19 protein-coding genes and 2 riboswitches are annotated in these 19,581 nt (G+C 69.2%); of the genes, 6 read left to right on the plus strand and 13 right to left on the minus strand.

Features of this window, described 5'->3' with window-relative positions; genetic code table 11:
• Positions 1-57: 57 nt before the first annotated feature.
• The 5 genes from OKJ99_RS17390 to OKJ99_RS17410 all read right to left on the minus strand — a co-directional run bounded on the left by OKJ99_RS17390 (position 58) and on the right by OKJ99_RS17410 (position 5,710).
• Positions 58-1,830, minus strand: a complete 1,773-nt coding sequence (locus OKJ99_RS17390) for an ABC transporter substrate-binding protein (RefSeq protein ID WP_326017271.1) — start codon at positions 1,828-1,830, stop codon at positions 58-60.
• 115 nt (positions 1,831-1,945) lie between these two features.
• Positions 1,946-2,950 (minus strand): ABC transporter permease, encoded by a 1,005-nt coding sequence (locus tag OKJ99_RS17395; protein WP_326017272.1) that lies wholly within the window; start codon positions 2,948-2,950, stop codon positions 1,946-1,948.
• 305 nt (positions 2,951-3,255) lie between these two features.
• Positions 3,256-4,044 carry an enhanced serine sensitivity protein SseB C-terminal domain-containing protein gene (locus tag OKJ99_RS17400; protein ID WP_326017274.1) on the minus strand — a complete coding sequence of 263 codons (789 nt, stop codon included), beginning with the start codon at positions 4,042-4,044 and terminating at the stop codon, positions 3,256-3,258.
• A 127-nt stretch (positions 4,045-4,171) separates the two neighbouring features.
• Positions 4,172-4,996: an enhanced serine sensitivity protein SseB gene (locus tag OKJ99_RS17405; protein ID WP_326017275.1), complete on the minus strand. Its 825-nt coding sequence runs from the start codon at positions 4,994-4,996 to the stop codon at positions 4,172-4,174.
• Positions 4,997-5,107: 111 nt separating this feature from the next.
• On the minus strand, positions 5,108-5,710 hold the full coding sequence (locus tag OKJ99_RS17410) for an AAA family ATPase (protein ID WP_326017357.1): 603 nt from the start codon (positions 5,708-5,710) through the stop codon (positions 5,108-5,110).
• 178 nt (positions 5,711-5,888) lie between these two features.
• Positions 5,889-5,987, plus strand: a riboswitch (glycine riboswitch).
• Positions 5,988-6,088, plus strand: a riboswitch (glycine riboswitch).
• Positions 6,089-6,143: 55 nt separating this feature from the next.
• On the opposite strand from OKJ99_RS17410, the gene gcvT reads away from it, so the two are divergent.
• From gcvT to OKJ99_RS17435, 5 genes are all read left to right on the plus strand, one after another.
• Positions 6,144-7,259: a glycine cleavage system aminomethyltransferase GcvT gene (gene gcvT, locus OKJ99_RS17415; protein ID WP_326017359.1), complete on the plus strand. Its 1,116-nt coding sequence runs from the start codon at positions 6,144-6,146 to the stop codon at positions 7,257-7,259.
• Positions 7,260-7,326: 67 nt separating this feature from the next.
• On the plus strand, positions 7,327-7,704 hold the full coding sequence (gene gcvH / locus OKJ99_RS17420) for a glycine cleavage system protein GcvH (protein ID WP_326017276.1): 378 nt from the start codon (positions 7,327-7,329) through the stop codon (positions 7,702-7,704).
• A gap of 8 nt (positions 7,705-7,712) precedes the next feature.
• Entirely contained in the window at positions 7,713-8,975 is a 1,263-nt protein-coding gene (glyA, locus tag OKJ99_RS17425; RefSeq protein WP_326017278.1) for a serine hydroxymethyltransferase, read from the plus strand.
• Between the two features lie 160 nt (positions 8,976-9,135).
• Positions 9,136-10,506 (plus strand): L-serine ammonia-lyase, encoded by a 1,371-nt coding sequence (locus OKJ99_RS17430; protein WP_326017280.1) that lies wholly within the window; start codon positions 9,136-9,138, stop codon positions 10,504-10,506.
• 150 nt (positions 10,507-10,656) lie between these two features.
• Complete coding sequence (locus OKJ99_RS17435; protein WP_326017282.1) at positions 10,657-11,271, plus strand: type IV toxin-antitoxin system AbiEi family antitoxin domain-containing protein; 615 nt, start codon at positions 10,657-10,659, stop codon at positions 11,269-11,271.
• A 177-nt stretch (positions 11,272-11,448) separates the two neighbouring features.
• On the opposite strand, the gene OKJ99_RS17440 is transcribed toward OKJ99_RS17435, so the two are convergent.
• A complete protein-coding gene (locus OKJ99_RS17440; protein ID WP_326017283.1) occupies positions 11,449-12,429 on the minus strand; it encodes a L,D-transpeptidase in 981 nt (326 codons plus the stop codon).
• Between the two features lie 263 nt (positions 12,430-12,692).
• Between OKJ99_RS17440 and OKJ99_RS17445 the strand changes: the two genes are divergently transcribed.
• Complete coding sequence (locus OKJ99_RS17445) at positions 12,693-13,247, plus strand: glycoside hydrolase family 25 protein (RefSeq protein WP_326017285.1); 555 nt, start codon at positions 12,693-12,695, stop codon at positions 13,245-13,247.
• Between the two features lie 13 nt (positions 13,248-13,260).
• Here OKJ99_RS17445 and OKJ99_RS17450 read toward each other — a convergent pair whose 3' ends face one another.
• From OKJ99_RS17450 to OKJ99_RS17480, 7 genes are all read right to left on the minus strand, one after another.
• The gene (locus OKJ99_RS17450) at positions 13,261-13,962 is read right to left on the minus strand and encodes an NADPH-dependent F420 reductase (RefSeq protein ID WP_326017287.1); all 702 of its coding nucleotides are present in this window, start codon (positions 13,960-13,962) and stop codon (positions 13,261-13,263) included.
• Between the two features lie 92 nt (positions 13,963-14,054).
• On the minus strand, positions 14,055-14,267 hold the full coding sequence (locus OKJ99_RS17455) for an EF-hand domain-containing protein (RefSeq protein ID WP_326017289.1): 213 nt from the start codon (positions 14,265-14,267) through the stop codon (positions 14,055-14,057).
• A gap of 46 nt (positions 14,268-14,313) precedes the next feature.
• Complete coding sequence (locus OKJ99_RS17460; protein ID WP_326017291.1) at positions 14,314-15,228, minus strand: helix-turn-helix domain-containing protein; 915 nt, start codon at positions 15,226-15,228, stop codon at positions 14,314-14,316.
• A 72-nt stretch (positions 15,229-15,300) separates the two neighbouring features.
• Positions 15,301-15,804 carry an ATP-binding protein gene (locus OKJ99_RS17465; protein ID WP_326017293.1) on the minus strand — a complete coding sequence of 168 codons (504 nt, stop codon included), beginning with the start codon at positions 15,802-15,804 and terminating at the stop codon, positions 15,301-15,303.
• 305 nt (positions 15,805-16,109) lie between these two features.
• On the minus strand, positions 16,110-16,877 hold the full coding sequence (locus tag OKJ99_RS17470) for an enoyl-CoA hydratase/isomerase family protein (protein WP_326017295.1): 768 nt from the start codon (positions 16,875-16,877) through the stop codon (positions 16,110-16,112).
• A gap of 47 nt (positions 16,878-16,924) precedes the next feature.
• A complete protein-coding gene (locus OKJ99_RS17475) occupies positions 16,925-18,112 on the minus strand; it encodes a L,D-transpeptidase (RefSeq protein ID WP_326017297.1) in 1,188 nt (395 codons plus the stop codon).
• 153 nt (positions 18,113-18,265) lie between these two features.
• Positions 18,266-19,486 (minus strand): L,D-transpeptidase, encoded by a 1,221-nt coding sequence (locus OKJ99_RS17480; RefSeq protein ID WP_326017299.1) that lies wholly within the window; start codon positions 19,484-19,486, stop codon positions 18,266-18,268.
• Positions 19,487-19,581 lie beyond the last annotated feature (95 nt).

The raw sequence follows: 19,581 nt of genomic DNA on the forward strand, positions 1-19,581 counted from the left end.
GTTTCGGCGGCTGGGGCAAACCGGACGGCGGATGAACTCCGCCGTCCGGCAGGGGTGTTACTTGACGACGCCCAGGGAGGCGTAGTCGTAGCGGCCGCTGTAGGCGTCGGCCATCATGGCGTTGGTCAGACGCGGGCCACGCCACGTGATGTTGTTCTCGTAGATGAACGGCATCCAGTCGGCCTGGTCGAGGATCCGCTTGTCGAGCGCCTTGTAGGTCTCGCCGGCCTTGTTCGGGTCCGTCTCGGCGATGGCCTTGTCGAACATGCCGTCGATCTTCGGGTCGTTGATCTCGGACTCGTTGTAGTTACCGGTCTGCGCGAGGAAGCGGCTGTCCCACAGCGGCTGACCGAAGCCCTGACCGGACGGGAAGTCCGGGCCCCAACCACTCATGATCATGCCGTAGCCGCGGGCCTTGACGACCTTCGGGGAACCGGTGACCGAGGCCGACTCGGCGCCGTCGAAGGAGTCCACCTCGACCTTGATGCCGACCTTGGCGAGCTGCTCCTGCAGCGCCTCTGCGGTGTCGACCTCGCCCGGGTTGTTGGTACGGGCGGTGATCTTCGTGGAGAAGCCGGTCGGCTTGCCGCACTCCTTCAGCTCGGACTTGGCCTTGGCCGCGTCCGGCTTGCCCTTGCGGGCGAGGACGCCGTACGGGTCGTAGTCGCTGTGGCCCTTGATGGACTTCGGCAGGGTGGAGTTGGCGATGTCGCCGCCGGCCAGCTTGCCGCCGCGGGTCTGCTGCAGGCCCGCGAAGTCGGTCGCGTAGAACACGGCCTTGCGGCAGTGGACGTTGTCGAACGGCTTGGCCTTGTGCACCAGGGCGACGTAGCGGACGAAGGACGTCCGCATGTTGTCGACGCTGTCCTTGTGGTCCTGGACGGCGGAGACGCGACCCGACTGGGTCATGCCCGTGCCGTTCATGTCGACGTCGTAATCGCCTTCCATCAGGCGCTTGTCGTTCTCCTCCAGGTTGGCGGAGATCGTCACGTCGACCTTGTTGGGAAGCGCGGCACGGATCGGGTCCGAGGCCTTCTTCCACTTGTCGTTGCGCACCAGGACGATCTTCTTGTTGGCCTTGTACGACTGGAACTTGTACGGGCCGGCGGAGAACGGGTGCGCGGTGTACTTGGCCTTCGTGTCCTTCTCCTGCTTGACCGGCGAGCCGGACGGCATGGCGAGGAACTGCTCGAAGTCACCGTTCGGCTTCGGCAGCTTGAAGACGATGGTCTGGTCGTCCGGCGTCTCGATCGACTTCAGACCCAGCTTGTCCTTGGACTTGTCCTTGTACGGGCCCTTGTACTCGCCCTTGGGGTCCAGGTTCTGCTTCAGGTACTGCGGGCCACCGGTGATGGTGTCCGTCGCCCAGATGCGCTCGATGCCGTACTTGACGTCCTTGGAGGTGATCGGCGAGCCGTCCTCCCAGGTGACCCCGTCACGCAGGTGGTACGTGTACGTCTTGCCGTCGTCGGAGATGTCGGCCTTGGACTTGGCCAGGTCACCGACCAGCTCGTTGGACGCCGCACCCGGCTTGGGCGCGTAGGTCACCAGTTGGCGCGTGTAGAACCGCATGAAGTCCCACGACATGCCGTAGTAGGCGCGCTGCGGGTCGGCGGAGTCCAGGTCCTGCTTGCCGACCATGCGCAGCGTGCCTCCCTTCTTCTTCGAAGGGTTGGCGATCTTGTTGTACGCGGCGTCGTAACCGGCGCCCTTCGACGAGTCCTTGGAGTCGTCGTCGCTGCCACCGCCGCACGCCGTGGTCGACACCAGAGCCGCGACCACGAGGGCGGCGCCGGCGGCAAGCCGTCGTTTCGAGGAACCTGTGGGCATTTTCTCGTAACCTCCGAGATCGCGGTCCCGGACACCTGCCGGAGAACCATGGAGTCAAGCCACCTGACGGTGCTGCAGGGGCAGTTCGGTGAAAGCCGGTTGGACTTGTACGGCGTTACCGGGTGCCCTTCGGGTCGAGGGCGTCGCGCAGCCCGTCGCCGAAGAGGTTGAACGCGAGAACGGTGATGAAGATCGTGACACCCGGGAAGACCATGAACATCGGGTCGTGCTCGTACGTCTCCAGGGCGTCGCGGAGCATGCCGCCCCAGGAGGCCGTGGGCGGCCGGACACCCGCACCGAGGAAGCTGAGCGCCGCCTCCGTGAGGATGTTGGTCGGGATCATCAGCGTCATGTAGACGACGATCGGCGCGACCAGGTTCGGCAGCAGTTCACGGAACAGGATGTGCCGCGGGCCACCGCCCAACGACCGTGCCGCCTCGACGTATTCACGCTCCCGCAGGGACAGCGTCTGCCCGCGGACGATGCGGCCGATGTACGGCCAGCCGAAGAACCCGATGACGAGGATGAGCACGGCGATGCGCACCCCGCTGCCGGTCAGACCGAGCAGATCGTCGGGGAGCACCGAGACCAGGGAGATGATGAAGAGCAGCTGCGGGAAGGAGAGCAGCACGTCCATCACGCGGCTGATCACCGCGTCGATCCAGCCGCCGAAGAAGCCGGCGACGATGCCGAACAGCGTGCCGAGCACCACGGCGACGATCGCCGCGAGGAACGCCACGAGCAGCGAGATCCGGGCGCCGTAGACGATGCGGCTGAAGACGTCGCGCCCCTTGTTCGGTTCGAGGCCGAAGAGGAAGTCGCTGCTGACGCCCCCGAGCGAGCCCTGCGGCAGGTTCGTCAGCGGGTCGAGCTTGTCCTGGTGGAACTGGTTCGGCGGGTGGCCGAGCAGGCTGACGATGAGCGGCGCGAAGACCGCGACCAGGACCAGGAGGACGACAACGATGCCACCGCCGAGAGCGACCTTGTCGCGCTTCAGCCGGTTCCAGGCGATCTGCTTGAGCGACCGGCCCTCGACCTTGCGCTCTCCGTCTCCCTTGGCAGGCTCGACCGGTGCGCTCGGTTCCGCTTCCGCGCTCGTGTCGTGCAATGGTGCCGTCATCGTGGCAGGGACCCCTCTCAACCGGCGGTGACCGGCCCGCACTTGCCGCTGTGGCGGCGTGGTTCAGTCCGTCGTACACAGAGGCGAAGCCCCCTTGCTGCGGGAGTCTTCAACCTGGGCGCGATCTGTTGCCAGACTTGACAGCGAAAGGATGCCTAAACGTGATGCAGGCTGGGGTGTTCCGTTATCCGGACTGCCGTGAACGGGGGTCGGACACGGGGCAGTTGGGGTGAACCGGACATGATGTCCTCAAACGCCGGACGGGCTGGATATTCCAGCCCGTCCGGCGATTGAGGACAATCTTTTCAGTACGTCGCCCCGTACGGCGGCGGGAATCCGTACCCACCCCCGGCGGGAGCCGCATGGGCCTCCCGGTCATAAAACGGACGTGCCTGCCGCAGCCACATCGCCACCGGGTCGTACTCGTCCGACATCGCGACCGTGGAGACCGGGAGTCCCTCGGGGACCGCCGGGATGGACTGCTGCATCATCGCCCGGACCGCGTCCACGGACGCCGGGGACGTGTCGTAGACGTCCAGGCCGATGGCGAGGTAGGGCGCGCCCAGCGTGGGCTGGACCCAGGCGCGGCGCAGGGAGCGGATCGCCGTCGTACGGTGCGCGTTCTGCGTCAGGACCGCGTAGAACTGGGGGATCTCGATGGCGGGTTCGGAGAGCCGCAGCGGGCCCGCCGGCTGCCGGTCCAGGCCGCCCGCGATGCGCCGCAGGTCGAGCCACGGGATGCCGACGCCGCCGCCCGGCGCGTGCGGGTTCAGCCAGAGCCCGTAGTGGTCCGGGTAGAGCGTGCGCGCCGCGTCGACCCCGCTCACCACCTCGTACGCCCGCGACCAGCCGGAGGCGGAGAGCTCCTGGGCGGAGGTGACGCAGGGGGCGTACGAGAAGCCGTCCACCTCCATGTTCCCGAACTGGGCGTCCGGGGAGCCGGCCTGGCCGTGCCAGAGCAGCATCCAGACCTGCCCGGCCCCGGGGTCGGCGAGGGCCTTGAGGAGCGCCTCGTACGCGTCGTAGCGTCCCGGCGTCACCTGGCGCAGCATGTGCTCGACCTGTCCGGCCGCGGCCGTGCCCGACGCGCTCACCCGTAACCGCCCCTTCGGCTCTTCAAATACGTCCGTGTCCCACATGTGGCCGGAAAGCGAAGCGCCGACCGGTCACGTCATGAAACCAGCTTAAGCGGCGATACTGACACCGACTTGACGGACGCCGTCACCCTTCTCGTACGTAGAACGGCCGTACGTGTGTACGCAGCCAGTCCGCGACCGGGTCCTGCGTCACATCCAGGAACACCAGGTTGACGGTCCAGGCCAGCGGTGCGCGGCCCAACGCCCGCCCCAGCGCGTCCAACGGAAGGTCCCGCACGGCGCCCGCGGCACCCGCGGCCTGCGACAGCTCCACGCCGATGAACAGGGACGGCTCCGCATCCTCCACGGTCGCGAGGCAGCGCCGGGCGCTCAGCACCGTGCCGAGCGCCTCGAACTCCTCACGCACCGCGGCCAGGAAGTCCATGGGGTCGAGCTGCCAGTCCGGCTCGCTCAGCACCACGCGGCCACCCGTCGCCGGGCCGTCCAGCGCCGTGCGACCGCTGCGGGCCAGCTCGGCGACGGCCGGCGGCGGCAGCGGGACGCCCACCGTGCCGTCCGGGTTCACGGCGATGCCGACCTGCGGCGGAAGGCCGCGCGCGAACTCCACGGCCGGGGCCACCGTGCAGTCCATCCGGCCACCGGTGACGGCCATGAACTGCTGCTCGGAGCTGAACACCGGGACGTAGGCCTGGCCCTCGATCTCCAGAGTCGGCAGGTCGAGGTCCCTGCTGGCGTTCGAACCGCCCCTGGGCAGCGGGATCCACACGTGGCTGCGGCCGAGCGCCTCGACGATCCGGCCGCCCGCCGAGTTCCCCGCCTGTTGGCCGAGTGCCGCGGCGAGGACCTCCTCCAACTCGTTGGCGGGCCAGCCCTGCGCGGGGTGGGCGTAGCCGCCCTCGTGCCCCTGGGCGTGACCGTGACCCGACTCCGGGGTGCCTGGGAACTCCATGACTGCCATCAACCTCTGCTGTTCTGCCCGCTGCTGTGCCCGCCCGACCTTAACTCGTCCACACAATTGGACACGGTGCGGTTCCTTCCGCTTGCGCAGGGGGTCCCGGGGTCAGTCGCCGAACGTGATCCCTCCCAGCGCCTCCATCGCCGCCCGGTCGAGCAGCACCGCGGACTCCATCCCGGCCGGCAGGTCCCCCCGCTCCGTCGAGCTGACGAGCGCCCCCACCGCCCTGCGGTGCCGGGCGAAGGCGTACCGGGACACCCCGCGGCCGCGGTCCCGCTGCCCTTCCAGGGCCGTGTCCGCCGGTACGTCGAGCAGCATCAGATGGACGGCCACCCCACGCCGCCGCGCCGTGCGGATCACCCAGCGGCGCACCCACGCCTGCGTACCGCAGTCGTGCACGACGACGCTCGCCCCCGAGCGCATCGCCCGGCGCAGCCCCACGTAGTGCGCGACGCGGACCAGCGGGCGGTACAGCCCGTACGGCAGGTAGCGCGGCATGCGCGCGGCCCAGCGCTCGCGGGTGTCCTGCGAATCGATCCGGATCTCGGTCACGGCCCGCCGCATCAGCGTCGACTTCCCGCTGCCCGGCAGGCCCGAGAGCACGACCAGGTCGCCCGCCGCGAAGGCGAGCTGCCGCGGTGTGTGGCCGCGACGGCCGCGCAGGTCCCGCACCGAGCGCTGGCCGGGGATCCGCACCCCCGCCACCACCGACGCCGAAGCGGATACCGCGTAAGCCCCCGCCACTGCCTTGTGCACCGTGATCGTCCTCCCCGTTCCGGTCACGTCACCCTTGCCCCTCAAGTGTAAAGAGAAGGTAATGCCCCTCAAGGGCTTTCCCTGTCGGACGGGCATGCAATGATGTGCCCGCAACTGCATACCGGCCGCTTGAATCCGCGCGGGAGAGTTCTGGGTACGACGAGTGCCCGGACGCCGAAGGAGCAAGTTCCTCCCTTGAATCTCTCAGGCCCCGTACCGCGCGGGCGAGGCAGATCTGAAAAGTGGGGCGTCTTTGTGACGTGACGCCCCCACCCAAGGTGCAAGCCCCTCGGGGCGAACCTCTCAGGTTCCGATGACAGATGGGGAGGACGTCTCGTACGCGATACGGGACTCCGCCATCGCCGTCATGCCCGGGAGCACCCTGATGACCCGTACGACATCTCTCGACGCCCTGCATCGTTCGCTCGGCGCCACGATGACCGACTTCGCCGGCTGGGACATGCCGCTGCGCTACGGCAGCGAGCGTGACGAGCACAACGCCGTGCGCACGCGGGCCGGTCTCTTCGACCTCTCCCACATGGGCGAGATCACGGTGTCCGGGCCCCAGGCCGTGGACCTGCTCAACCACGCCCTCGTCGGCAACATCGGCTCCGTCGGCCTCGGCCGCGCCCGCTACACCATGATCTGCCGCGCGGACGGCGGGATCCTCGACGACCTGATCGTGTACCGGCTCGGCGAGACCGAATACATGGTGGTCGCCAACGCGGGCAACGCGCAGGTCGTGCTCGACGCCCTCACCGAGCGCGCCGCCGGCTTCGACGCCGAGGTCCGCGACGACCACGACGCGTACGCGCTGCTCGCGGTGCAGGGTCCGGCCTCCGCGGCGATCGTGAAGTCCGTCACTGACGCGGACCTGGACGGCCTGAAGTACTACGCGGGGCTGCCCGGCACCGTCGCCGGTGTGCAGGCGCTCATCGCGCGCACCGGATACACCGGCGAGGACGGCTTCGAGCTGTTCGTCTCCCCCGCCGACGCCGAGAAGCTGTGGCAGGCACTGACCAAGGCGGGCGCCGAGTACGGCCTCATCCCCTGCGGCCTGTCCTGCCGTGACACGCTGCGCCTTGAGGCGGGCATGCCGCTGTACGGGCACGAGCTGACCACCGACCTCACCCCCTTCGACGCCGGTCTCGGCCGCGTCGTGAAGTTCGAAAAGACCTCCCACGGGGGCGACTTCGTGGGCCACGACGCGCTGGTCGCCGCCGCCGAGCGCGCCGAGGCCAACCCGCCCCGCAAGCTCGTCGGCCTCATCGCCGAGGGCCGCCGCGTCCCGCGCGCCGGGATGTCCGTCGTCGTGGACGGACAGGTCATCGGCGAGGTCACCTCCGGCGCCCCGTCCCCGACGCTGGGCAAGCCGATCGCGATGGCGTACGTGGACCCCGCGCACGCGGAGCCGGGTACGGCGGGTGTCGGCGTCGACATCCGCGGCAAGCACGAGCCGTACGAGGTCGTGGCCCTGCCGTTCTACAAGCGCCAGAAGTAGGCGCCCCAGCACCCCCTTGTAGCCCCGCCGTCACCAGCACCTTCCCGCGTACAGGAGAATTCGCATCATGAGCAACCCCCAGCAGCTGCGTTACAGCAAGGAGCACGAGTGGCTCTCGGCCGTCGAGGACGGCGTCGCCACGATCGGCATCACGGAGCACGCCGCGAACGCGCTCGGTGACATCGTGTTCGTCCAGCTCCCCGAGGTCGGTGACACCGTGACCGCGGGCGAGACCTGCGGCGAGCTCGAGTCGACCAAGTCCGTCTCCGACCTGTACTCCCCCGTGGGCGGCGAGGTCACCGAGATCAACCAGGACGTCGTCGACGACCCGGCCCTCGTGAACTCGGCCCCGTTCGAGGGCGGCTGGCTGTTCAAGGTCCGCCTTGCCGAGGAGCCGAAGGACCTGCTCACCGCCGACGAGTACACCGCATTCTCCGGGAGCTGACTCCACCGATGTCCGTACTGAACGAATCCCTGCACGAGCTCGACCCCGAGGTCGCCGTCGCGGTCGACGCCGAGCTGAAGCGCCAGCAGTCGACCCTCGAAATGATCGCGTCGGAGAACTTCGCCCCGGCCGCCGTCATGGAGGCCCAGGGCTCGGTCCTCACCAACAAGTACGCGGAGGGCTACCCCGGCCGCCGCTACTACGGCGGCTGCGAGCACGTCGACGTCACCGAGCAGATCGCCATCGACCGTGTGAAGGCGCTCTTCGGCGCCGAGTACGCGAACGTGCAGCCGCACTCGGGCGCCTCCGCGAACCAGGCCGCCCTCTTCGCCATCGCCAAGCCGGGCGACACGATCCTCGGCCTGGACCTGGCGCACGGCGGCCACCTCACGCACGGCATGCGCCTGAACTTCTCCGGCAAGCAGTTCAACGTGGTCCCGTACCACGTGGACGACGCGGGCCTGGTCGACATGGCCGAGGTCGAGCGGCTCGCCAAGGAGCACCGCCCCAAGGTGATCATCGCCGGCTGGTCCGCGTACCCGCGCCAGCTGGACTTCGCCGAGTTCCGTCGCATCGCCGACGAGGTCGAGGCGCTGCTCTGGGTCGACATGGCGCACTTCGCGGGCCTCGTGGCCGCGGGCCTGCACCCCAACCCGGTCCCGCACGCCGACGTCGTCACGTCCACGACGCACAAGACGCTCGGCGGCCCGCGCGGCGGCATCATCCTCGCCCGCAACAAGGACTTCGCGAAGAAGCTGAACTCGGCGGTCTTCCCGGGCTTCCAGGGCGGCCCCCTTGAGCACGTGATCGCGGCCAAGGCGGTCTCCTTCAAGGTCGCGGCCTCCGAGGACTTCAAGGAGCGCCAGGCCCGCACGATCGAGGGCGCCCAGATCCTCGCCGAGCGCCTGACGACCCCGGAGTCGCGCGCGGCGGGCGTCAACGTCCTCTCCGGCGGCACGGACGTGCACCTGGTCCTCGTCGACCTGCGCGAGTCCGAGCTCGACGGCCAGCAGGCCGAGGACCGGCTCCACGAGGTCGGCATCACGGTCAACCGCAACGCGGTCCCGAACGACCCGCGCCCGCCGATGGTCACCTCCGGCCTGCGGATCGGCACGCCGGCCCTCGCCACCCGCGGCTTCACCGCCGAGGACTTCCGCGAGGTCGCCGACGTGATCGCGCTCGCGCTTCAGCCGTCGTACGACGCCGAGGCGCTCAAGGCCCGGGTGACCGCTCTGGCCGATAAGCACCCGCTGTACCCCGGCCTGAAGTAATTCGGCCCGGATTACGTACCCTTTCGTAGGTACGTCCCGTCGGGGCACCGCGCACACTGGAATCAGCAGATGTCAGTGAGCACGGTGCCCCGGCCGCTTCCACCGCACTCTCGCTTGTCCGGCAGACAACGGCGTCTACCACCACCTTTGGAGTCCCACCGTGGCCATCTCGGTCTTCGACCTGTTCTCGATCGGCATCGGCCCGTCCAGCTCGCACACGGTCGGCCCGATGCGCGCGGCCCGCATGTTCGCGCGGCGCCTGAAGAACGAGGGCCTGCTGGCCCACACCTCCTCGGTCCGCGCCGAGCTGTACGGCTCCCTGGGCGCGACCGGGCACGGACACGGCACCCCGAAGGCGGTGCTGCTCGGCCTGGAGGGCGACTCCCCGCGCACCGTCGACGTGGAGAAGGCCGACGAGCACGTCGAGACGATCAAGGAAAAGGGCCGCCTCAACCTGCTCGGCGCCCACGAGATCGCGTTCTCGTACGACGACGATCTCGTCCTGCACCGCCGCAAGGCCCTCCCGTACCACGCGAACGGCATGACGCTGTGGGCGTACGACGCCGACGGCGGCGAGCTGCTCACCAAGACGTACTACTCGGTGGGCGGCGGCTTCGTCGTCGACGAGGACGCCGTGGCGGGCGAGAACCCGATCGTCCCCGACGACACCTCCCTCAAGTACCCCTTCCGCACCGGCGACGAGCTGCTCCGCCTCGCGCAGGAGACCGGCCTGTCGATCCCGGCCATGATGCTGGAGAACGAGAAGGCCTGGCGCACGGAGGACGAGATCCGCTCCGGCCTCCTCGACATCTGGCGCGTCATGCAGGCGTGCGTCTCCCGCGGCATGTCCCACGAGGGCATCCTGCCCGGCGGCCTCAAGGTCCGCCGCCGCGCGGCGAGTTCGGCCCGCAAGCTGCGCGCCGAGGGTGATCCGCTGGCCCACGCCATGGAGTGGATCACGCTGTACGCGATGGCCGTGAACGAGGAGAACGCGGCGGGCGGACGAGTCGTCACCGCCCCCACGAACGGCGCCGCGGGCATCATCCCCGCCGTCCTGCACTACTACGTGAACTTCGTGCCCGGAGCCGACGAGGACGGCGTGATCCGCCTCCTTCTCACCGCCGGCGCGATCGGCATGCTCTTCAAGGAGAACGCCTCCATCTCCGGCGCCGAGGTCGGCTGCCAGGGCGAGGTCGGCTCCGCCTGCTCGATGGCGGCGGGCGCCCTCGCCGAGGCGCTCGGCGGCTCCCCGGAGCAGGTGGAGAACGCGGCCGAGATCGGCATGGAACACAACCTCGGCCTGACCTGCGACCCGGTCGGCGGCCTCGTCCAGATCCCGTGCATCGAGCGCAACGGCATGGCGGCGGTCAAGGCCGTCACGGCCGCCAAGATGGCCCTGCGCGGCGACGGCTCGCACAAGGTGTCCCTCGACAAGGTCATCAAGACGATGCGGGACACCGGCGCGGACATGAGCGTGAAGTACAAGGAGACGGCGCGGGGCGGGCTCGCGGTGAACATCATCGAGTGCTGACGGCGTAGGCCCTGACCAGCGCGTTCGTACCTTTCAGCGCTGTCGGGGCCTTCCCTGCTCACACGGCGGAAAGTCCCGGGGAATCCCCGGGAAATCCCATGGTGTATCGAATCGATCCCCTGAAGTCGCTCAAGGGGTACCATTCGATACATGAGTGCTGCGGAAAACTCGCGCCTGGCGAAGCGGATGGCCGGCCTCTCCCCCACTTTCACGACGGCGCAGGCACGTCAGTCCCTGCTCTCCCCCCGCGATCTGGCGTACTTGGTCACGGAAGGCGAGATAGACGAGCTTTCCCGTGGGGTCTATCGGCGAGCAGACGCACCGGAGACCGCGCACGTGGATCTACTGGCTGTGTGCGCACGGGCTCCTCGCGCCGTCGTGTGCGGCGAGTCCGCCCTGGCCCTGCATGAGCTGATCGACGACATCCCCACAGCGGTGCACATCGCCGTGCCGCGCGGTACACGGCGCCCCACGATTCCCTACCCGCCGACCGTGGTGGCGCAGTACGCCTCGAAGACCTTCGCCCTCGGCGTCGAACGGTTCGAAGCAGCCCCGGGAGAGACCGTTCCCGTGTACAACGCAGCCCGCAGCGTCGTCGACGCGATGCGCCACCGAAGCCGCATCGGCGAGACCCTCGCCCTGTCCGCACTCGGCCGCTACCTTCGCCGAGACGGACGCAACGGGGTCAGTGAACTCCAGGACATAGCACGCCAGTTGGGCGCCCTCTCCGTCATCCGCCCTGCCGTAGAAGCGGTGCTCGCCTGATGACCAACCCCACACGCGACACCACCGCCGGCCGCGTCTACAACGACCTGCGCAACCTGGCCCGCCGCACCAGCCGGTCCACCGACGAGATCATGGTCGAGTACGTCCTCGAACGGTTCCTCTATCGCCTGGCCGGCGGAACGGCTGGACCCGCTCCCGGTGGGCTGAGCGGCCGGCTCACAGCGTCGCGGCGGTGCCCTCCCCCGACCCGCTCCCCGCGAGCCAGTCGTCCCAGCTCAGATTGAAGGCCGCGTATCCGTTGTCGGCCGGGGCCTTGGCGCGCGGCGAGCCGGTGATGGTGACCGGGTCGCCCTGCTTGACCTGGCCGTAGAACCACTTGGCGTCGGACATCGACAGGTGCACGCAGCCGTGCGAGCCGCGGGCGCTGCCGCTGCCCGGGTTCGGGTCGCCGGTCGAGTAGTGGACGTACGTGCCGGACTGGGTGAGGTGGACGTCCCAGGGCAGCGTCAGGTCGTAATAGTTGGGGCTGCCCTTGTCGCAGCTGATGCCGACGCTGCAGGAGGTCATGTGGACCTTCTTCTGCTTGTCGATGACGGCCATCGTGCCGTTCCAGGTCGGGTACTCCGCGCTGCCCGCGTTGATCGACAGCGTGCGCAGGGCCTTGCCGTTCTTCGTCACCTTCAGTGTGTGGCCGCTGACGGAGACATCGGCGCGCACATCGTCGCCGACCGTGAACGTGTGGGTGTAGCCGTGCACGCCGTAGCGCCCGTTGCCGTTGCTGACGCCCTTCATGTCGGCGTCGACCTTCACCTTCGTACCGGAGGGCCAGTACGTCTTGGGGCGCCAGTCGGCGCGCTTGTCGCCGAACCAGTGCCAGGCGCCCTTCACCGGCTGCGAGGCGCTCACCTTCATGTGCTTCTCGACGGAGGCCCGCGCCTTCGCCGCCACGGGGTTGGTGAAGACCACTGAGACCGGCATGGCGACGCCGACCTTGGTGCCGGACTGCGGAGTGATCGTGTCCAGGAGCATCGGCGGCCCCTTGGGCTTCGTCGGCGACGGCGAGGCGCTCGCGGTCGCCTTCTTCGACGCCCCACCGCCGGCCTTGTCCGCGCCGCCACCGCCACAGGCGCTCGCGCCCACCAGCACCGCGGCCGTCACCAGCGCGATTCCTATGCCACTGCTCCTGCGCCGTCCCACGACCTGCCCCACTCTCCGAGTCCGCCCTGCGCGCCCCGAAACGGGGCTCAGCTCCCTGTCAGACAGGCACAGGGGCTCCGTCAGTTGCGTCTGCGCGCGTAAAGCGCGTTCCAAGACTTCGGTGACCGAAACATCGGACACTCACTCAATAGTCGCATTAACGGCCAAAGCGAATCTGGTTACTCCATGCGAGTTCCGCCCGTGCCCCCGATCAGGAAGGATGAAGGTTCGACCTAGTCGCCCCACCGGCCGGGAGGACCCGCATGCTGCGCGGAATCGATGTGAGCTCGCACCAGTCCACGTTCGACACGGACGGCCTGTCGTTCGTCTTCATCAAGGCGACGGAGGGGCGCTCGTACGTCAATCCGCGCCTGACCGCCCAGACGAAGCGGGCCCGCGACGCAGGCTGTGTGGTCGGCTTCTACCACTTCCTGTGGCCGGGGAACATCACGGCGCAGGCCGAGTACTTCGTCAGCAAGGCCCCCGAGAAGGTCGGGGACCTGCTGGCGGCGGACTGGGAGACGACCGGCGAGGGCACGCACGCGAGCAACGCGGAGAAGGACAAGTTCATCCGCGAGGTGAAGCGGCTGCGGCCGAACCACAGGGTCCTGTTGTACGCCAACAAAAACTATTGGCAGAACGTCGATACGACGTCCTACGCCGGCGACGGCCTCTGGATCGCCGACTACGTCAGCGCCGGCAAGCCCCGCATCCAGGCGGACTGGACGATCCACCAGTACACCGACAGCCCGCTCGACAAGAACGTCGCCGACTTCGAGAGCAAAGCCGCCATGAAGGAGTGGGCGGGCGACGTGTGACGGGCGTCGGCGGTCAGGCGCGCCACTCCGGCGTGCGCTGGGGGGACGCCGAGTCCAGCGCCTTGCGGACGGTGGCCGCGTCGGCGGCCATGCCGTAGACGGGGGTGCCGGGCTGCTGGCGCCACGAGTCGTCCTGGCCGCCGGTGTCCACGGTGTCGAAGCCGATCTCGTCGAGGAGCGCCGCGACGGCCTGCTTGGCGGCCGCGTCGTCGCCCGCGATCGGGAGGGCGACGCGGGCCGGGTCGCCGGACGGGCGGGGCTTGTCGAGGATGTCGTGGGCGTAGGTGCCGTTGAAGGCCTTGACCACCTGGTGGCCGATCTGGCGTTCCGTCCAGCGGCTCTCCGTCAGCCCCTCGTCCTCGATCCCGGCGATCTTCCCGTCGCGCTGCTGCGGGTAGTAGTTGCCGGTGTCGATGACGGCGACGTCGGGAGCCGCCGCGTCGAGAAAGCCCTTCGGCAGGTTCGGGACGGCCTTGAGCGGGATCGTGACGACCACGACCCGCGCTTCACGCACCGCGTCCTCGATCGTGGCGGGGGTGGCGCCGGTCTCCTCGGCCAGTGCGGTCAGGGTGTGGGGACCGCGGGAGTTCGCGACGTGGACGTCGTGTCCGACGGCGGTGAGGCGCCGGGTGAGGTTGCCACCGATGTTGCCCGCGCCGATGATGCCGATCTTCATGTCGTGCCCTTGCCCTTCGGGGTCAGCGGATTCACGCACGTACGTACGTGGACTGCGAACCGGGAGGCCCCACGGGCTATTCCCGCGGGGCCAACCTCCCCTGCATCGGCGCGAACAGGTCGCCTACTGGCTCACTTGTTCAGGTTGGCCCAGAACTCGTCGAACGACAGCAGCTTGTCCCCGTTGGCGTCCTGTCGGGCGATGAGCGCCTCGGCCACGGAGTCCGTGACGTTGAAGTCGCCCATCTGCGCCATGGCGCTCTTGTACTCGGCCGCCGTGATGAAGCCGTCGCCGTCCGCGTCGAACCGCTCGAACGCCTTGCGTGCTTCCTCTATGTCCGCCACCGGAAACCCCTCGATTTTTCGCACTGCCGTGTTGACGGGGGTCAGATTACTTGGCGACCCGCGCGCGCAGTGCGGCGAGTACCCACGCGAACTCCTCACGGTGCGGGTGATCGGGGGTGCCGCCCTTGAGGACGCCGAGCAACTCCCGGTAGCGGGCCACCTTGTCGTTCATGGTGGCGAGCAGCCGGTCGAGGACGGCGGACCGGTCGGCGTCGCCGAGCAGCTCCCGCAGCACCGGCTCGGCGGCGGGCGACTCCGGGTCGGTCCCGTCGCGCACCGCGTCGCCGGCGAGCGCGACCAGCTTGCGCAGGAACAGCATGGACGAGCCGGCCGTGTCCTCGGGGGTGCGGTCCGCCGCGTTGTACTCGGTGGCCTGTCGCATGCGCGCCTTGAACGCCGGGTCCTGGAGCAGTTCGGCCAGCTCCACCCAGGCGTCGACCTGCTCGGGCGTCGGGTCGTCCGGCAGACCCGCGCTCATGCCCCGCATCCGCTCCTGGACCGCGGGGTCGACGGTGTCCAGGCCGTGCAGCATCTCCTCGGCGAAGTCGTCCATGATCCGCTTGCGCTCGGCGGCGGACTGTCGTGCCAGCTTGTTCATCAGGGCCATCTCCTCGGCGCTCGAATTGCGTTTCGCGACGGTCGACAGCACGGCCCGGTTGAGCCGCAGCACCTGGATCTGCGCGTCGAGCGCCGCCACGTGTGCGGCGGCGACGGACGCGATGTCCCGCTCCCCGGAGAGGATCTTCCGTACGTCGTCCAGGCCGAGGCCCAGCTCGCGCAGGGTGCGGATCAGCTCCAGGCGGGCCACGGATTCGGCGTCGTAGAGCCGGTAGCCGCCCTCGCTGCGGGTCACGGGATGCAGGACGCCCTCGTCGGACCAGAACCGGATGGTGCGCACCGTGAGTCCGGTGCGGCGGGCCAGCTGTCCGATCGTGAGCAGCTGTGGGCCGTCGTCGATCATGTCGAGGAGTCTGGGCCTTCCAGTGGGTGGAGACTCAAGAAGCCCAGCGTACGTAGGTGAGCGCGCGGCGGCTCAGCGGTCGGCGACGCGCATTTCGAACCAGGTCGTCTTGCCGCGCGGCAGCAGGTCGACGCCCCAGCGGTCGGAGAGCTTGTCGACGAGGAAGAGGCCGCGTCCGGAGATGTCGTACTCGTGCACCGGCATCAGGCAGGGCAGTCCGCGGGACGGGTCGCGCACCTCGATGCGGATCCAGCCGCGGCGGCGCAGCATGCGCAGGCCGAAGTGGCGGGCCCCGGTGTGCCGCACCGCGTTGCCGACGAGCTCGGAGACGAGCAGGACGCTGTCCTCGGTCATTTTCGGGGAGAGGCCCCAGTGGCGCAGGACGACGACCTGCGCGAGTCGCCGCGCGGTCGCGGCCGACTCGGGGCGCGACGGCAGCGACACCTCCGCCTCGGCCGGGTTCCCGAACAACTCCATTGCCCTCAGGGCGTGTTCGTCCTCGACCGCGGGCGACCAGCGCGCCGCAGTCGCACTTGCGTGCCGCCGCGGTTGTTCCACACCCTCAAGCCCCGCCATGCCCCCCATGATGGGGCCACGGGGCGCCTCGTGGGGTCGTTCCGACGGAATAGGCCCCCCGGAACGCTTCATTCCGGAGGGCCGTTTGGGCATATGCCATGGGCAGTACAGGGGTGTTCAAACCCGGACTGACCTGGGGCAACTCCCCGCGCACACCTCGCCGTTGATCGTTTTCGGCCGGACGCGCTTAAGGTTTGCTTAAGGTTCGGATAATGCTCCCCGAACGAGCGAACTGATCAACTCGGCTTGTCCGCAGGGCAATTGACGGGTCGTTCGAGGAGTGACCGGGACGTCCGGAGCACCCGTCAGGCGAACTTCGCCTTCCCCGGCCCTTCCTCCACGAAGCTGCGCATCCCGGTCTCCCGGTCCTGCGTGGCGAACAGGCCTGCGAACCAGTTGCGTTCGATCGCCAGGCCCGTGTCGAGGTCCGTCTCCAGGCCCGTGTCGATCGACTCCTTCGCCGCCCGCAGCGCGATCGCGGGCCCCTTGGCGAGCTGCCCGGCCCAGGCGTTCGCGGCGTCGAAGACCTCGGCCGCGGGGACCACCCGGTCGACGAGCCCGAGGCTGAGCGCCTCCTCGGCCCGCACCTGGCGGCCCGTGAAGATCAGGTCCTTGGCCTTGGACGGGCCGACCAGCCGGGACAGGCGCTGGGTGCCGCCCGCGCCGGGGATCAGGCCGAGCAGGATCTCCGGCTGCCCGAGCTTGGCGTTGTCGGCGGCGATCCGGAAGTCGGCGCAGAGCGCCAGCTCGCAGCCGCCGCCCAGCGCGTAGCCGGTGACGGCGGCGACGACCGGCTTCGGGATGCGGGCGACGGCGGTGAACGAGTCCTGGAGCCCGCGGGAGCGCGCGACCATCGCCGCGTGGTCCATCTCCCGCATCTCCTTGATGTCCGCGCCGGCCGCGAACACCTTCTCGCTGCCGCGGACGACCACGGCCCGTACGTCGTCGCGGGCCGTGGCCTCCTCGGCGAGTTCCTTGATGCGGTCCTGGACGGCGACGTCCAGGGCGTTCATCGGGGGGCGGTCCAGGCGGATGGTCCCGACGCCGTCGGCTACTTCAAGGTGAACGGTCATGCCCGCAGGTTAGCGGGCGTTCACCGAACCGGACGCGGTGCGCTTCGTCACTTCTTCCAGTCCGCCCAGGACATGTTCCAGCCGCTCAGGCCGTTGCCCGCGTCCACCGTCTTGTCGTGGGTGTTCTTGACCACGACCACGTCGCCGGTCATCGAGTGGTCGAAGAACCAGGCCGCCGGGACCTTCTTGTCGTAGCCGCCGCGGACGTCGCGCAGGCCGATGCAGCCGTGGCTGGAGTTGACGTTGCCGAAGGTGCCGCCGCCCCAGTAGTTGCCGTGGATGAACGTGCCGGAGTCGGTCAGGCGCTGGGCGTGCGGGACGTCCTTGATGTCGTACTCGCCGCCGTAGCCGACCGTCTCGCCGTTCATGCGGGTCACGCGCAGCCGCTCGCTGATCACCATCGTGCCGTTCCACGTCTCGTAGCCCGGCTTGCCCGTGGTGATCGGGATCTTCTTGACGGTCTTGCCGTCCCGCTTGACCGTCATCATGTGGGTCTTGGCGTCGACGGTCGAGACCTGGCTGCGGCCGACGGTGAACTTCACCGTCTTGACCTGCTTGCCGTAGACGCCGGGCCGGCCCTCGACACCGTCGAGGTCCATCTTGACCGTGATCTTGGTGCCGGTCGCCCAGTACTTCTCCGGGCGGAAGTCGATGCGGTCGTTGCCGAACCAGTGGCCCTCGACCGGGACGGAGGGCTCGGCCTTGACCGAGATCGCCTTCTCGACGTCCTCGGGGTGCGTGATGCCGCGCGAGAAGCGGATCGAGAACGGCATGCCGACGCCGACCTTCGAGCCGTCCTCCGGGGTGAACGTGCCGATGAAGGTGTTCTTCGGGGTGAGCGTGGTGAACGTGGAGTCCTTGGCGGACTCGCGGCCCTCCTTGTCCTTGGCGACCGCGTGCACCTTGTACTCGGTCGACGCGGCGAGGTGCCGCGCCGGGGTCCAGCTCCTGCCGCCGGTGATCGCGCCCTGCACCTCGTTGCCCTTGGTGTCGGCGACCTTCACCTCGGTCAGCTTCCCCTTGTCCGCGGTGACCTTCAGGGCCCCGCTGGTCGCGACCCCGTCCGCGCCGTCCTTGGGAGCCACCGCCACCACGGCCTGCGACTCCTTGTTCGCTTCGGCCGCCTGGCCGGAATTCCCCTTGTCGTCGCCGGAGCCTCCTCCGCCACCGCATGCGGTGACAAGGAAGAGTGCCGCCCCCAGCAGAACCGTGGATATCGGTCGTCGCCCGTTCAAGATCTTTCTCCCCTCGCACGGCCTTGCCCCAAGGCCCGCACTACCGCGCCTCCACGCGCGCACTTGCGAAAGATAACCACACGACCTGGGGAAACGGATCCCCAGGGATGTCACCGTTTAGTCCCAACAGCGGGCAGGATGCCCGACTTTCGGCTAGGACGTAACCGCTCCCCCGGCCTTCCAGCGCGCCCAGTGCATGTTCCAGCCACCCATCCCGTTGTCGGCCGCGACCTTCTTGTCCGCGCTGTTCCTGACCTCCACCACGTCGCCGATCAGGCTGCGGTCGAAGAACCGGCCCGCGGGCGTGCCCGAGCCGCCGCCCTTCACGTCGCGCAGTCCTACGCAGCCGTGACTGACGTTGCTGCGGCCGAAGACGCCGCCCGACCAGTAGTTGCCGTGCAGGAACGTGCCGGAGTCGGTGAGCCGGATGGCGTGCGGCACGTCCGGGATGTCGTACTCGCCGCCGAAGCCGACGGTGCGGCTGTCCATGCGGGTGACGTCGAGCTTCTCGCTGACGACCATCTTCCCGTTGTACGTCGTCGAGCCCGGCGCCCCCGCCGTGATGGGCACGGTCACCACCGGCTTGCCGCCCCTGTGCACCCGCATGGTGTGCGCCGCCGCGTCCACCACGCTGACCTGGCTGCGGCCCACCGTGAACGTGAACGCCTTGTCCTGGAGGCCGTAGACGCCGGGCGCCGCCTGTACGTCGCGCAGGCCCAGGTCGACGGTGACCTTCGTGCCGGGCTTCCAGTAGTTCTTCGGCCGGAAGTCGAGGCGGCTCCCGCCGAACCAGTGCGGGGCGATCCGTACGCCGGGCTCGGCGGTGACCCTGATCGCGCGCTGCACGGCGGCGCGGTTCTCGATCTCCCGGTTGAACGCGACCTTCACGATCATGCCGGTGCCGACCCGGGCCCGGTGCTCGGGCGTGACGTAGCCGATGAAGCGCTTGTCGGGGACGTACGTCCTGAACGTGGTGTGCCGGGCCACGCGGCGCCCGTGCCCGTCCATGGCGACCGCGTCGACCTTGTACTGCGCGGCGAGCGCGAGGCGGTCCGCGCCGGGGCCCGTGGGGCGCCAGCGCATCGAGTCCCGCTCCAGGCGGCCCGGCACCGGCCGCTCCTGCGCGTCCTGGACCCTGACGACCTCGACCGACTCCAACCGGCCCTCGGGAACGGTGACTTGAAGCCCTCCGTCCGTCCGTACGTCCCGCGCCCCGTTCTCGGGCGTGACCCGGATCAGCTCCTTCGCGGACCGCGGCTTGCCGAACACCGTGTCGCCCTCGCATCCGGCGAGCGCGCCCATCAGTCCCGCCCAGGTCAGTACGGCGCCCAATGTCGCCCCTGCGTGCCGCGCACGCCTCACAGCTGTTCTCACGCCAAGGGCAACGACGTGCCCCCCGCTGGGGAAACGTGAGTGCGAGCGAAGCTCTGGGCAGAACAGTGGGAGGAAGCAGGGGGAGCGCGGCCGGG

The sequence above is a fragment of the Streptomyces endophyticus genome, from assembly GCF_035798155.1.
Taxonomy (GTDB): Bacteria; Actinomycetota; Actinomycetes; order Streptomycetales; family Streptomycetaceae; genus Streptomyces; species Streptomyces endophyticus.

Coding starts and splice junctions, on each gene's coding strand:
- OKJ99_RS17390 (WP_326017271.1), bottom strand. CDS start 1,830: ATGCCCACAGGTTCCTCGAAACGACGGCTTGCCGCCGGCGCCGCCCTC.
- OKJ99_RS17395 (WP_326017272.1), bottom strand. CDS start 2,950: ATGACGGCACCATTGCACGACACGAGCGCGGAAGCGGAACCGAGCGCA.
- OKJ99_RS17405 (WP_326017275.1), bottom strand. CDS start 4,996: ATGGAGTTCCCAGGCACCCCGGAGTCGGGTCACGGTCACGCCCAGGGG.
- gcvT (WP_326017359.1), top strand. CDS start 6,144: ATGACCCGTACGACATCTCTCGACGCCCTGCATCGTTCGCTCGGCGCC.
- gcvH (WP_326017276.1), top strand. CDS start 7,327: ATGAGCAACCCCCAGCAGCTGCGTTACAGCAAGGAGCACGAGTGGCTC.
- glyA (WP_326017278.1), top strand. CDS start 7,713: ATGTCCGTACTGAACGAATCCCTGCACGAGCTCGACCCCGAGGTCGCC.
- OKJ99_RS17435 (WP_326017282.1), top strand. CDS start 10,657: ATGAGTGCTGCGGAAAACTCGCGCCTGGCGAAGCGGATGGCCGGCCTC.
- OKJ99_RS17445 (WP_326017285.1), top strand. CDS start 12,693: ATGCTGCGCGGAATCGATGTGAGCTCGCACCAGTCCACGTTCGACACG.
- OKJ99_RS17460 (WP_326017291.1), bottom strand. CDS start 15,228: ATGATCGACGACGGCCCACAGCTGCTCACGATCGGACAGCTGGCCCGC.
- OKJ99_RS17465 (WP_326017293.1), bottom strand. CDS start 15,804: ATGGCGGGGCTTGAGGGTGTGGAACAACCGCGGCGGCACGCAAGTGCG.
- OKJ99_RS17470 (WP_326017295.1), bottom strand. CDS start 16,877: ATGACCGTTCACCTTGAAGTAGCCGACGGCGTCGGGACCATCCGCCTG.